This is a genomic window from Natronomonas salsuginis, assembly GCF_005239135.1.
GTDB classification, from domain to species: domain Archaea; phylum Halobacteriota; class Halobacteria; order Halobacteriales; family Haloarculaceae; genus Natronomonas; species Natronomonas salsuginis.
Genome location: NZ_QKNX01000003.1, coordinates 369338 through 382995, shown reverse-complemented (window position 1 = coordinate 382995; position 13658 = coordinate 369338). Strand labels below are relative to the sequence as shown.

13 protein-coding genes and 1 tRNA gene are annotated in these 13658 nt (G+C 67.1%); 7 read left to right on the top strand and 7 right to left on the bottom strand.

Going from position 1 to position 13658, the window contains the following annotated elements:
* Positions 1-45 precede the first annotated feature (45 nt).
* On the top strand, positions 46-207 hold the full coding sequence (locus tag DM868_RS15145; RefSeq protein WP_170964479.1) for a DUF6757 family protein: 162 nt from the start codon (positions 46-48) through the stop codon (positions 205-207).
* A gap of 200 nt (positions 208-407) precedes the next feature.
* Positions 408-1148, top strand: coding sequence for a 3-oxoacyl-ACP reductase FabG (gene fabG, locus DM868_RS10265; protein ID WP_137276786.1), 741 nt, complete (start codon positions 408-410; stop codon positions 1146-1148).
* A 6-nt stretch (positions 1149-1154) separates the two neighbouring features.
* Here the strand turns inward: fabG and DM868_RS10260 are convergent, their stop codons facing one another.
* Both DM868_RS10260 and DM868_RS10255 read right to left on the bottom strand, forming a co-directional pair.
* The gene (locus tag DM868_RS10260; protein ID WP_137276785.1) at positions 1155-1814 is read right to left on the bottom strand and encodes a metallophosphoesterase family protein; all 660 of its coding nucleotides are present in this window, start codon (positions 1812-1814) and stop codon (positions 1155-1157) included.
* A 12-nt stretch (positions 1815-1826) separates the two neighbouring features.
* Positions 1827-2405: an IMP cyclohydrolase gene (locus tag DM868_RS10255; protein ID WP_137276784.1), complete on the bottom strand. Its 579-nt coding sequence runs from the start codon at positions 2403-2405 to the stop codon at positions 1827-1829.
* Positions 2406-2627: 222 nt separating this feature from the next.
* On the opposite strand from DM868_RS10255, the gene DM868_RS15645 reads away from it, so the two are divergent.
* Entirely contained in the window at positions 2628-2762 is a 135-nt protein-coding gene (locus tag DM868_RS15645) for a hypothetical protein (RefSeq protein ID WP_281280695.1), read from the top strand.
* 217 nt (positions 2763-2979) lie between these two features.
* Positions 2980-3108, top strand: a complete 129-nt coding sequence (locus tag DM868_RS15640; protein WP_281280694.1) for a hypothetical protein — start codon at positions 2980-2982, stop codon at positions 3106-3108.
* Between the two features lie 64 nt (positions 3109-3172).
* Here DM868_RS15640 and DM868_RS10250 read toward each other — a convergent pair whose 3' ends face one another.
* Positions 3173-3487, bottom strand: coding sequence for a hypothetical protein (locus tag DM868_RS10250; protein WP_137276783.1), 315 nt, complete (start codon positions 3485-3487; stop codon positions 3173-3175).
* A gap of 150 nt (positions 3488-3637) precedes the next feature.
* Here DM868_RS10250 and DM868_RS10245 point away from each other — a divergent pair, with 150 nt between their 5' ends.
* Entirely contained in the window at positions 3638-4456 is an 819-nt protein-coding gene (locus DM868_RS10245; RefSeq protein ID WP_137276782.1) for a homing endonuclease associated repeat-containing protein, read from the top strand.
* A 27-nt stretch (positions 4457-4483) separates the two neighbouring features.
* Positions 4484-4556 (top strand) — tRNA-Gln (locus tag DM868_RS10240).
* A gap of 108 nt (positions 4557-4664) precedes the next feature.
* On the opposite strand, the gene DM868_RS10235 is transcribed toward DM868_RS10240, so the two are convergent.
* The 4 genes from DM868_RS10235 to DM868_RS10220 all read right to left on the bottom strand — a co-directional run bounded on the left by DM868_RS10235 (position 4665) and on the right by DM868_RS10220 (position 12188).
* A complete protein-coding gene (locus DM868_RS10235) occupies positions 4665-6179 on the bottom strand; it encodes a phosphoenolpyruvate carboxykinase (ATP) (RefSeq protein WP_137276781.1) in 1515 nt (504 codons plus the stop codon).
* Between the two features lie 134 nt (positions 6180-6313).
* Positions 6314-8821, bottom strand: a complete 2508-nt coding sequence (locus tag DM868_RS10230) for a heavy metal translocating P-type ATPase (protein ID WP_137276780.1) — start codon at positions 8819-8821, stop codon at positions 6314-6316.
* A 116-nt stretch (positions 8822-8937) separates the two neighbouring features.
* Complete coding sequence (locus DM868_RS10225) at positions 8938-9711, bottom strand: SDR family NAD(P)-dependent oxidoreductase (RefSeq protein ID WP_137276779.1); 774 nt, start codon at positions 9709-9711, stop codon at positions 8938-8940.
* A 77-nt stretch (positions 9712-9788) separates the two neighbouring features.
* Positions 9789-12188, bottom strand: a complete 2400-nt coding sequence (locus tag DM868_RS10220) for a DUF2298 domain-containing protein (RefSeq protein ID WP_137276778.1) — start codon at positions 12186-12188, stop codon at positions 9789-9791.
* 119 nt (positions 12189-12307) lie between these two features.
* On the opposite strand from DM868_RS10220, the gene DM868_RS10215 reads away from it, so the two are divergent.
* Complete coding sequence (locus DM868_RS10215) at positions 12308-13648, top strand: outer membrane protein assembly factor BamB family protein (protein WP_137276777.1); 1341 nt, start codon at positions 12308-12310, stop codon at positions 13646-13648.
* Positions 13649-13658: the final 10 nt, after the last annotated feature.

The following is a 13658-nucleotide window of genomic DNA, read 5'->3' as shown; positions in this document are numbered from 1 at the left end:
GACGCGAACGCTGGGTTCAAACCGTTCGACCGCATACGGCGCAGTATGCAGTGTCACTACTGTGACGAGGAGGCCGCGGTCGCGGTCGAGAAGGACCACATCAAGGTCGGCCTCTGCAAGCCGCACCTCCGCGATCGAATGGAGGAGCTATCGGACTCCGAGTGGCTCGAGGAGTTCCAATCGCAGATCGACGACACGCTCGAGTGATCGGCGTGGCGTCCGGATCGAAGCCGATACGATCGAGTTACGAGGACGGCTGATCGCAGGGATCCATAGCTCTCCACCGAAGAAACGAGAAGCGCCGCCCAAAGGCGGGCCTCGAATCCGTCGGTTGGCTGCGGTGCGCCCTACGAACGGGCGGAGATTGCATCAGCAACCCTTTTGCCGCTCCCATCGACAGGGGAGATATGCTCGAAGGGAAGACCTGTCTCGTCACCGGTGGATCGCGCGGGATCGGCCGCGGGATCGCCGAGGAACTCGGACGCTGTGGGGCGAACGTGGTCGTCAATTACCGCTCCTCGGCAGCCGAGGCCGAGGCGACCGCCGCGACAATCGTCGATGCAGGCGGTGACGCGCTCACGGCGCAGGCGGACATCTCCGAGTACGACCAGGTCGAGTCGATGTGCGAGTCGGTGCACGAGCGGTTCGGGGCGGTGGACGTGTTGGTGAACAACGCGGGGATCACGGTGGACAAGAAGTTCGAGAACATGACCCGCGAAGACTGGGACCGCGTCATCGATGTCAACCTCGGTGGGACGTTCAACTGTACGCACTGTTTCTTCGACGATATCCGGTCGGCGGCAGAGGGGCGGTTGATCAATATTTCGAGCGTGGTGGGCCAGCAGGGCAACTACGGGCAGGCGAACTACGCGACCACGAAGTCGGGGCTGTTCGGCTTCACCCGCACCCTCGCGCTCGAACTCGCCTCCGAGGGCTCCACCGCAAACTGCGTCGCCCCCGGCTTCGTCGACACCGGGATGCTCGAGATCGTTCCCGATCGGGTCAGAGAGAAGATCCGCCGTCGGATTCCGCTGGACCGGTTCGCGACGCCGGAGGACGTCGCGGGCATCGTCCGGTTCGTCGCGAGCGACGATTCCAGCTACATGACCGGGCAGATCCTCGCGGTCAACGGCGGCATGGAGTGGTGAGCGCGGTCATCGGCCCTTCCGAAGCCGCGCACCCGTCGCCTCCGGGAGCCCGACCGCCTCGATCTCCTCGATGACGGACTCGATGTCGTACTCGACGCGGCGTTCGGAGACGGTCATCGCCTCCAGATCGACGAGCGCGTAGGCGGCCGTCGGCTCCCCGTCTCGTGGCTGGCCGACGCTGCCTGGATTCAACACGATCCCCTCATCGAACCGCTCGTGGGCTTGCACGTGCGTGTGCCCCATGATGAGCACGTCCTCCTCGCCGAGCAAGCGAGCGGAGAACAGCGACGGATAGGTGTAGCGGTTCGGGTCGTCAGGGTGGCCGTGGACGATCCGAACTCGTCCGTCGAAGCAGTACCGCGACTCCGGGAGCCCCGCGAGCCACTCGATCCGATCGTCGTCGAGGACGTCCAGCGCGTATCGAACGCCGGCGTCCGCCATCCCGTTGCCGCCGAACCCCGTTTCGGTGACGACGGCGCGGTCGTGATTCCCCATCACCGTCGGCACGTCGTGAGACCGCATCTCGTCGACGCACTCGGCGGGCCAGGGGTTGTAGCCGACGACGTCGCCCGCGCAGACCATCGCGTCCACGTCGGGCATGTCGTCGAGCACCGCGTCGAGCGCGATCCGGTTGGCGTGGATGTCAGAGAGGACGCCGACGAGCATACCGGATCGTCGCTACGCGCCGTGATAAAAGCCGGTCTCGAAGCCGGACTCGTCGGCGGCGACCGCGGCCGCACAGACCGGGTGCTCGAACTCGGCGTCGTAGAGTTCGCGGGCCATCGCGTCGGGATCGGTCGCGTTCAACTCGATCGGTTCGGGCGCGTCCGCCTCGTAGGTGGCGACGAGCGTCGGTTCGGCCACCGCCTCGACGAGCACGGCGTCGCGGCGGACGATCCCGACGTAGCTCTCCTCGCCGACGACACCCGCGATCCGCGGCGTGTCGTAGTCGTCCTTCTCGTAGTCGAGCGCGAGCAGCGACTCGGCGAGCGCGTCCCGCGGCGGGTAGCCGAGGTCGAGTTTCTCCGTGATCGGATCGACCTGCGTGCCGTTGCCGATCACCGCGTGCTCGCCGTCCGTCGTGGTCCGGAGGCAGTTGTACGAGATGTAGGGGTTGTCCGTCTCGGGGGCGTCCTCGGTCGGGGCGACGGTGAGCGCCCCCTCGCGCGCGATGACCCGCCGGTTCGGAAACGAGCGCGAGGAGACGCGGTAGGCCGCACGATCGGGCGCGACGACGATGAACCGTCCAACGTACATACGGAGTGGTGTTCCGGGGGGAGTATGTCGGTGTCGGTCCGAAGTGGGGACCGGACCTCCCCATCGTTTTACCGTTCGTCCTCGAAGTCGAGACGGGTACACAGGTGGTACTAAACGGCATACCGGTGTCCGTGGCATCACGCTCGCCGGACGGCATGGCCAGTTTGGCGGCGAGACGGGGAGCGACCGGTGAAGATCTGAGGGACCGGCGGGCGCGTTCGAATGAGGGTGTGGGAGGCGACGATTGTGGCCGTCGGTACGGTGGGGGCGTTCGCCGGCGCGTGGCTATCGGGGCGAGGGCCGTGGGCTGTCGGCGTCGTGACGGTCGCAGCGGCGCTCCCGCGATCAGCGGTCTAGCGGCTCTCGGACCGACCCCCTCGGACCGTTTCGCCCCCGTGCTCGCACACGCCCTGCTCGGGCTCCTCGCGCTGTTCGCCGCGCTCGTCGTCCTCCCGATACTCATGTTTCGAGCGGATCTCAGAGCGCGACGGAAGAACGACAAACTGGAGTAGAAGACGGGGCGCTCGGTAACCCACGCGAAACGATTAGGCAGATTGGACGCCTAACCGCTAGTATGGGGGACACACGGGAAGGCCGAGACAAGAAGGGCCACGACGCCGAGACAGAACAGCGCGAGGAAGAACTCGAAGACGAACTGGAGTACGAAGCCGAGGCCGAAGAGCGCCGCGAGGAACACGAATAGGCCGAACGATCGTTGGGCGACGACGAGTGAGCGACGAGCACGGGACCGCTCAGACGGCGGGCGGCTACGCGTGCTCCAGTCGCTGGAGCTCGTATCGGTACGTCCGGTGAGCTTTTTTCACGAGGAGATACTGCGCGTCGTCCGTCCGTTCGAGCCGATCGAAGTGCTCGCCGAGATCGCCCGGATTCAGGGAGTCGCCTGGCGATTCGATGGCGAAGTACAGCGTCGCTGCCTCCCGTTTCACGTCGTCCGCCCGCCTCGCCTCGACCGCGAGGAGTTCGCCGCGGTCTCGGACGTCGACGGTCCCCGTGAGCTCCCACGCGTGATCGAGATAGCGCAGCTCCTTCCCCTGCAGCTCCGGCCAGTGCGTTTCGACCATGGAGGAAGTCGTCACTAACCGGTCGTAGGTGTTTAGCTGATTCGCAGCGGCTGCCGCTCACCGGAACCGTTTTATCGAACGTGGCAGCGGATCGCACAGCGGGACCGCTCAGCCGATAATTCATATACCCGGACGCGACCACTACCGCGTATGCCGACGACCGACGCGGCGTGTCTCGAAGCGCTCCGCGAGGCCGCCGAGCGTCTCGGAGCGTCACCGACGAAGGCACAATACGAGGAGCTGGGCCTGAAGCCGGCATCGGCGACGATTATCCGACAGATCGGTGGGTGGAACCGAGCCAAAGAGCGTGCCGGGTTGGAGACGAACGCCTCCAGGGGATCGCGGGTACAACCGAAACCCGAAGGGATCGAACTGCCCGAGGAGTTACAATGGGAAGACCTGTCGGTCGATCAGCGGTGGCACTATCGGAACAGGGAGTGGAACGCCGAACGGACGCGCCGTCGGCGGGCAACGCTGCGACGTTGGGTCAACGAGAAGAAGAGACGGGAGGGCTGCACGCGGTGTGAGGTCGATGCCCCGGCGTGTCTGGATTACCACCATCCAGAAACGGTGGAAAAGCGGATGAGCGTCGGAACGATGGTCACCTACGGATACGGGAAGCAAGCGCTCGAATCGGAGATACGGAAGTGTGCGGTGTTGTGTGCGAACTGCCACCGGAAGGAGCACCACTCACCCCCGACCGGAGAACTTCGGAGGTGGGTGTACGAGCGAAAACGCGCCGGCAGTGGCTGTTCGGCGTGCAAAGTCGACGACGCGGCGTGTCTCGAATTTCATCACGAAGCCGGCGAGAAGGTCGATACGATCGCTCGGATGCTCGCCGACGGGCGGCCGAGGGCCGTCGTTCGGCGGGAGCTAGAAAAGTGCACCGTCCTCTGTGCGAACTGCCACCGAAAACGGCACTTCGAGCCCCCCGAACGCCCGGACGGCGAACACGACAAAAATAAGTAGGCTGACGGCGTCGCTTCTAATGTCTGAAGTCCTGTGGTGTAGTGGCCAATCATAAAGCCTTCTGGGGGCTTTGACGGAGGTTCGAATCCTCCCAGGACTACTTCTTCGACCGTTCGAATCGGTGAGCCGCAACGCCGAGTGGTGTTCTACCGATATCTATCCGAGGATCTCAAGATCGTTTTCTCCGAAACGACGAACGCCGCCCCGTCTAATAAACGGCCGCTTCGATCTCGTTGTCCAACTCCTCGAAGGCCGCGAGATACGCTCGGCGCTCCGCGCGCAGGTCGGCGAGTTTCTCCTCGCAATCCTCGACGTGATCGGACACGGCGAACTGCTCGATATCCATTCCCGGCACCGACGCCGGGATCGTGAGTCCGATCGACTCGTCGACCGTCCACTCGACGGTTCCGCGGGCGATCTCCCGCAGCAGCGTCACCGAATCCTCGACGCCGATGTCCTTCGCCCGGTCGCCGAGGTGGCCGGTGTTGAGGACGAAACAGTCGAGGTCGAGGTCCGCGATGAGATCTCGGAAGCGGTTCCCCTCCGCGCCCTCCGAGCCCATGATGAAGGGGTTGGTCCCCACGACGCGGATCGACTCGCCAGCCTTCGAGGGGTCGCCCGCGCTCGTCTGGATCGACTCGCCGAGCATGAACGCGACGGCGGCCTCCTCGGGCGAGAGCTTCGCGACCGGCGGCATCACGGGGTTGCGCGTGATGAAAAAGACCTGATCGACGCGGTCGAGATCGATATCCTCACCGGCAGAAGAGAGGTGCTCGCGGCGGATGACCGCCCGTCCGTTCGTGGTGTGTTCACCGCTGTCGAAATCGACGGTCCCAGCGGCGTCGACGGCGACGTTCTCGAGGATCGCCGACTCGTGGGTCGCGGCGTCGTACATCGCGGGCTGTTCGTCGCGGTCCAGCCCGATCGTCTTGATGTAGAGGCCGTTGCCCTCACTGCCTGCGACGGTCCCGTCGGGCAACAGCGCACAGACGTCGTCCTGCAGCATCGTCGCCGATTCGGGCTCGTCGAGCCACAGGCCGTGGGCGGTCAGCGTGGACTTCCCCGTCGCCGAGAGCCCGAGGAACACCTGGCCGACGTCTTGGAGTTCGTCGGCGTCGTTCTCGAGTGTCACGCGTTTGCTGCCGGCGTGTAGGCCGAGCCCGCCGGCTTCCTTGGTTCGGCGCATGAACAGCCGGAGAAACGACTTCTTCGCCTCGCCGGAGTAGTCGCTTCCTAACACGGCGGTGACGCCGGATTCGGGGAGCACGCGAATGGCGATTTCGTCGGCCTCGGGCACCTGTACGGTGAGGAAATCGGGCGCTGCGCCCGTCTCGGCCGGTTCGAAGAGGTTCGTGACCGCGAGCGCGATGCGAGCGTATTTTTTCGGGACGTAGTACCGGCCGACGTAGGTGTGGTCGGGGTGTCGGCCGATCCGCCGATCGACACAGACCATCTCGTGCGTTTGGGCGTACTCGAGTGCGGTCTCGACGTGGGCGAGATCGTCCGCGTCGAACTCGTCGTCGATGGCGTTTTTCGTCCGATCCGAACAGCGCGAGCGCTGTTCGCTCACGTAGGCTGGAGAACTGAACTCGGTCGTCGTCTCGAGTTCTCGGGAGAACTCCCGGAGCCGCCCAGGCGACGGGTTGTATGCCACGTTTTTCGCTTCCGCCGGATCGGGAAGCGCCGTGTCCGGGGACGGAGACAGCAGACCGGAATCTGACATTGTATGAGAAAGGCGGACCCGAGAACGGATAAATATAGAGTATCTATCCCGGATGTGGGACGGTGTAGCCAACCACTTGCGGCGTTTCGCGTTCAGCTCCTTCGGCGACCGATCCCCGTTCGGGTCTCCGAAGCTCAGGACCGCGACTCCCCAGAGGGATCGGAATCGTCGACGAGTCGTCGCGAGGAGTTGCTCACGACGAGCAGGCTGCTCGTCGCCATCGCGGCGGCGGCGAACAGCGGATTCAACAGTCCGGCCAGCGCCAGCGGGATCGCGATGCCGTTGTAGCAAAAGGCCCACCCGAGATTCTGTTTGATCCGCGTACCCGCAGCGGCCGACAGTTCGAACACCGTTTCGACCGATTGGAGGTCGTCGTCGACGATCGCGACGTCGGCAGCGTCGACGGCCATCGCCGTGCCGCCGCCGAGCGCGATGCCGAGGTCGGAGCGCGCCAACGCGGGCGCGTCGTTGGTCCCGTCGCCGACCATTACGGTTTCGCCGCGGTCGCTCAGCCGGGCGACCGTTTCGGCCTTGCCTTCGGGTGGCACACCCGCGAACACACTGTCGATCGCCGGGTGCTCCCGGAACGTCGCGGCCGCGCGCTCGTCGTCGCCGGTCAACACGACGACCTCGATGCCGCGCTCGGAGAGCGATCGGATCGTCTCCTCCCAGCCGTCACGGAGTTCGTCGCCGACGACGACCAGGCCCCTCGCGGCCCCGTCGCGGCCGACGACGACCGGCACGCGGCCCATCTCGCTGGCCTCCCGCGCGGAGTCGGCGAGGTGCTCGGGGAGGTCCCAGCCGAGATCGGCGAACAAATCCGGATGGCCGACGACGACGTGACGGCCGTCAACGAGGCCGGAAACGCCGGTATCGTGGCTCTCGAAGGACTCGACGGTGAGACCGTCGTCGGACATCGAAGCGTCGACGCGCCGATCGAGTTGCCCGCCGTCAGTGGCGAGATCGGCCTCGGTCGAATCCGGGTCGGCGAGGGCGGCGATTGCCTCCCCGACGGGGTGCGCAGAGCGGCGTTCGAGGATCGCGGCGTCGTCGAGCAGGTCGTCGGGGAGATCCGACGCTACGACGTCCATCTCGCCGGTGGTGAGCGTGCCCGTCTTGTCGAAGACGATCGTGTCGGCCCCGCGGAGCCGCTCGAAAACGGTGTCGTCGAAGACGACGATCTGTCGTCTGAGCGCGTCGCGGAGCCCGGCCGCGACGGCGAGCGGCGTGGCGAGTCCCAACGCGCACGGACAGGAGACGATGAGGACCGTCAGCCCCACGAGCAGCGCCTCGGCGACGCTCCCGCCGAAGACGAGGTAGCCGACCGTCGCGACGGCGGCGAGCGAGAGCACGAGCGGGACGAACACCGTCGCAAGCCTGTCGGCCAGCCCCTGAATGCCGTGGTTCGAGCTCTGGACGTTCCAGACGAGTTCGGTGATCCGATCGAGGCTGCTGGTCGCCTGATCGTCGATCGAGACGGTGATCGCGCCGTCGGTCAGGACGGTGCCGCCGATGACCCGATCGCCGTCTCGTTTGGCGACGGGCATCGACTCGCCGGTGATGAGGGACTCGTCGACCGCCGCCTCGCCCTCGACGACCGTCCCGTCGACGGGGATTCGATCGCCCTTCCGCGCGGCGAGGCGGTCACCCACCTCGAGCTCGTCGACGGCGACGAGGTCGTGGCTCCCGTCGGGACGAAGGCGGCGGGCCTCGTCGACCTGCACGGAGGTGAGCTCGGAGAGCCGGTCGGTCGCGCGGCGTTTGAGGGTGGCCTCGTGGTAGTTCCCGACGGTGACGACGACCACGATCGCGACCGTCACGTCGTAGTAGACGTGCGGCTGCTCGACCACGATGACCGCGAGCGTGCTGTACAGGTAGGCGCTCACGGCGGCGATAGCGACGAGGAGATCCATGTTCGGTGTTCGCGTCCGGAGGGCGACGTACGCGCCCTGAAGGATCGGCTTCCCGGTCACGAGCAGGATGACGGTGGTCAACACGCCGACGATCGCGAAAAAGTAGTTGCCGCTCCCGTGGGCCATCGCGTCCATGAGGAACTGCGTCGTTCGCTCGTCGTAGTAGAGCCCGCCGAAGTACGTCGGGTAGATGATCGCGACGTACTGGAGCATGACCGCCATGCCGACCAACACGCCGACGGCGACCCGAACGGTCTCCATGTGGTTCGCCTGTCGCTCGCTGAAGGCGTCCTCGCGGGGGAAGGCGGTGTAGCCGAGTCCGGAGATCGCCTCGCGCAGTTCATCGGCGGTGGTCAGTTCGGGATCGTGGTCGATGCGGACCGTCTCGGTCACGTAGCTCACGCTCACCGATCGGACGCCGTCGAGTTCGGCGGCGACCGACTCGATGAACGCCTCGCAGGTGGCGCAGTACATCCCGTGGACCTTGAGGTAGGTCCGTTCGAGCGACTCGTTGGGCGTCGAATCGTCGAGGTCGGCCGGTTCGCTCCCGGCGTCGTCGAGACGTGACCGGACGTCGCCGGCGTCGACGTCTTCGAGATCGCCGAGCGTATCGTACACGTCGAGACAGCCGCGGCAGCAGAATTCGTTGCCTGCGTCGTCGGTGACGTCGACCCCCTCTGTCGGGAGCTCACACAGCGTACAGCCGGGGGCAGTGGTCTCGTCAGTCATACGCGATGTGGGACGGCCTCGGCGGCGTCATTGCCTCGCGTTAGGGTTCGAGCGGTTCTAAAGCTTCGTGTTGGCGAATATCCAGCGCACCGAACGGGGATTCGACCGCCGTCGACTCAGTACCAGGCCGACCCGCCGTCGACGTTGATGTCCTGGGCCGTCACGTGTCGACCGCGCTCGCTGGCGAGGTGAGCGACCATTCCGGCCACATCCTCCGGTTCTGTTAGCCGTCCGAGCGCGGTGTCGTCGGTGAACACCTCGCGCTTCGCCGCCTCGAAGGAGACGCCGCGCTGTTCGGCCTGGTTCTCGATCACGCGGTCGATCCGCGGGCCCCGGGTCGCGCCGGGACAGACGGCGTTGACGGTCACGTCATCGTCGCCGAGTTCGAACGCCAGCGTCCGCGTGAGTCCGATGACCGCCATCTTCGAAGTCGTGTACGGAGTTCGGCCCTCCAGGGGGCGCTTTCCGCTGATCGAGGAGACGTTGACGACGCTTCCTCGGTCGCTCGCCCGGAGGTGCGGAGCCGCGTGTTTGACACAGCGGAACATGCCGGTCACGTTGACGTCCATCGTGCGCTCCCACTCTCCGACCGTGACCTCCTCGACTGGCGCGGTGGGGCCGGCGATGCCCGCGTTGTTCACGAGACAGTCGAGTCCGTCGAACGTCTCGACGGTCCGCTGGATCGACGCGGCGACCGACTCCTCGTCGGTCACGTCCGTCTCGACGGCGAGCGCGCGCGAGTCGTCGAAGGCGGCGGCCGTCTCGTGAATTCCCTCGCCGCGGGCGGCGAGGGCGACGTTCGCGCCCTCCTCGGCGAGCGTCAGCGCGATAGTTCGCCCGATACCCTGGCTCGCGCCGGTGACGAACGCGGTCGTCCCGTCGAGCGTCATCGTCCCTCCCTGTTCATAGGTCACGCACATCAGGCAGGCGGTTAAATCCACGCGTTTTCGACGCTTCAGCGGGGGGACTACGATTCCTGACCGGAAACGGAGAGGGCGTCGCGGTCGATCTCGTAGATCGTCACGTTGCCGCCCTCGAACGCGACGGGGAACGCCTCGCGGTCGAACGAGCGCATGTCCTCGCCGTATCGTTCGATCTCGTTCGGGCCGACGTAGACGTAGGTGACGTTGTAGCGGGCGAGGTGGGCGGCGGCGACGTCCCACTCGGCGGTGTAGAGCTCGTCGACGTGGGCCACTCGGCGCTCGTACGCCTCGGCGCTGCGGTACTCCGCTTGGTGGTCCCAGCCGATCACCCCCGGGAGCCCCGAGTACGTCGCGGCGGGACTGGTCCAGCGATAGGAGTCGCCGGGCGCTTCGACGACCGTCGGGTGGCCCGATCGCTCGTCGAGCCACCGGAGCGCGTCGTACTCCTGCGGGTGAAACGCCTCGACGTAGGCGAACCCGTCGAGCGAGGAATCGTAGCGCGAGTCGTCCAGCTTCGAGCCGACCTCGACGCTGAACACCATCGCCGGGAACACCGCGCTCGCGAGGACGACCATCGCAACGAGAGCGATCGTGCCCGCCGCCCGGAGCGTCGGGACGGGATCGCGGTCGGCTGTCGGACCGTCGTTTGACGCCGAATCGGCGGCGGTCGATCGCAGGGACTGCACGCCAGGTGCCAGCCGCTCGGCGGATCGGGCGAGGAGGACGGCGATCGCCGCCCCCGCGCCGGCCGCGCCGAGCGTCCACCCCTGCACGGCGACCTTCAGCGACGTGTTCCAGCGCGGTTGGGGGATCAGCGGGAGGCGCGCGTGGACGACCTCGAAGGAGAGGAGCAGCCCGGTTCCGGCGATCAGCAGGACGACGGCGAAGTCGCCGCGACCGGAGCGGACCAGTATCCAGCCGGCGAAGATGAGCGGGCCGAGCACCGCGAGAACGGCGAAATCGAGGGCGAGGATCGTCGCCGCGACGGCCGCGAGGAGCGCGAGCGCGCCGCCGGCCACCCATCGACCCGGTACATCGGCGATCGCCGGCCGGCCGCGCGTCGCGACGTAGAGCCCGAAGACCGCGACGAGACCGCCGTAGATGACCAGGAAGGGGCCGAGCGAACTCCGCGGCGGGAAGAACCCGATCCCGTCGTTCGTCGGGACGTGGCCGAACACGAGGAACGGCGAGGCGACGGCGACGCCGACGAGGAGGACGACGCCGCCGGCGACGACGGCCAGCGTCAGCCGCCGGAGTTCATCGAGGAGGCGGGGGCGGTCGTCCGCGGCGGTCGCCGAAAGCGAAAGTCGCTCGCGCCACGACGCCGGCAGCAGCGTGTCCGGATGGGGATCGGCGAGCGCGACGGCCAACACGGTCAGGCCGGCGACCGTCGGCAGCGACCACGTGTTCATGAAGCCGAACAGGCCGGCGATCGACCCGAGGCCCCCGAAGAGGATCCCGGCCCGGAGCCGGCGGTCGGCGGCTGGGGTGACGTAGTAGGCGAAGGCGAGCGCGCCCGCGAAGAGGACGTAGCCGTTCGCGAACGCGTGCCCGTGGAGGTCGGCCTTGACGAACGAGTACAGCGGCACCTCTTGGATCGTTCCGGGGACGACGTACCTCGTGTACCACCAGTACCACTCGCCCGGGTTCGACAGCTCCGCGACCGTCCGCGCCAGATCGCCGCCGTTGAACCGGCTGGCGACGAAGCCGAACGCGGCGCGAGAGACCGGTTCGGCGATCGCGTCGGGCAGGTGCGGCGTCGCGAGGCGAATCGTCGTCGTCGTCGGGCCCGCGAGCGCAACGAAGAACGCCGCGAAGACGCCGCCGAGACGGTGCGAATACCCGCGGCGGTGGACGATCGCGCCCCCGAGCCCGTAGGCGACGACGAACAGGAGCCCGTAGAACGTCGCGATGCCGAGGTTGAATCCGTAGCGAACCGGCGTCCCGGTGAGCATCGAGAGGCCGGTGACCTGCAGTTGCGTCCCGTAGTAGTACTTCAGCGGCTCGCCGGCGAACCACATGTCCTCCGGCGGCAGGCTGTTCGCCCGTTCGAGGGCGTTGACGAGGCCGAAGTGGAGGAACTGCTCGCCGCCGACCGGCGTGAGCCCCGGACTCGCCGCCCGGAAGACGACCATGACGAGAAAACCGACGACGAAGACGCCGTACATCGACGCCACGGCCCGCCACTCGGGGGCGACACCCGTCCTGAGCGCGGCGACCGAGCCGGCCAGCACGACGGCGACGCCGAGCGCGAGCGTGTGGAGGCCGAACGTGAGTTGGCCGATCCAGAAGACGGCGATCGCGAACGGGGCCAGCGCCGCCGGAATGGCGAACGCCGCGCCCCGGCGAGGGAGGTGCCGAAAGCACAGCGCCGCGATCGGCGCGCCGAGGGCGGCGAACACCGCGAGCGCGAGGAGGTACGCGACGACCAAGGCCCACTCCATACTATCTCGGTGTAAACGGATCGCTCATAAGTGCTTTCTGCAACCCCGACGCGACGGCTGGAGGCGGCGAGAGCCACCGACCGGGACCACTATATCGACGGAGACCATCCCGCGAACTAATGTCGGACCGATCGGACGGCGGTAGCGGACTGACCCGTCGTGGAGCGCTGGCGAGCCTCGGCGCACTCGCCGTCGGCAGCGGGGCCGGCTGGGCGCACCTTCGAAGCGACTACGATCGCACACAGGCGGACTTCGACCCGGCGCTGTTGCCCTACGACGAGACGTACCCCGACGACGACGGCATCACGATGTTCAGACAGGGGCTGCGCCGGCTCGGGTACTACCCCGACGCGGTCGTCGCCGAGCGCGTCGAGATCGAGTGGTCGATGCCGGTCAACGGGATCGGCCACACCGCGGCGAAATCCAGTCCGCGACCGACGCCGGACGGCGAGACGGTGTTGATCCCCTCCGACACCGGGATGCTCCACGCGGTGCGCCCGGACGGCGAGCGACTGTGGTCCGTCGAGACCGGCGCGTCGAGGGGGCTCGGCTTCCATGGGACGCCGCTCGTCGTCGACGGCACCGCCTACATCGGCGGCTACGACGGATCGGTGTACGCCTACGATGTCGAAACCGGACGGCGCGTCTGGAAGACCTCGAACTGGCGGCTCGACGCGGCGGTCGCGATCGGATCGAGCCCGGCGTACTGGGACGGGATCATCTACGTCGTCGCCGAGTACAACTTCCCCTGGGAGCCCCCCTCGGGGAAGATGTGGGCGCTCGACGCCGCGACCGGCCAGCCGCTCTGGAAGGACGGCCGGCTGTGGGGGATGCCCCACCCGTCGACGTCGATCGACCCGGCGACCGAACGCATGCTGACCGGCTCGAACGACGGGGTGTGTTACGCCTGGGAGTTCCCGTCGCTCGACCCGGCCTGGGAGTTCCAGACGGACGGGGAGATCAAGGGCACGATCCCGACCTACGAGGGCCACGCGTTCGTCGGCTCGTGGGACGGCCACTTCTACTGTCTCGACCTGCGGGACGGCACCGAGAAGTGGTCCTTCGAGACGGGACGGGTCATCATGTCGAACCCCGGGATCGACCCCGACGCCGGCGTGGTCTACATGGGCAGCGACGACAACCGCGTGTACGCGCTCGACACGGAGACGGGCGAGGAGCTGTGGTCGACGAACGTCGGCGGGACCGTCCTCGGTTCGCTGACCGTCACCTCGGGGACGATCCTCGTCGGCTCCTACGACACCCACCTGTACGCGCTGGACAAGACGACCGGGGAGGTGCGCTGGCGCGTCGAGGGCATCGGGCACGTGACGAGCGAGGCGGTCCCGCACGGCGACCGGATCTTCTTCGCCGAGCGGGGGGACATCTCGGGGTACTGGGATTCGGACGAACCGGAGACGCTACACGAACGGGGACGAGCGTACAGTCTCGTCAGGCGTTAGCCGGACGCGC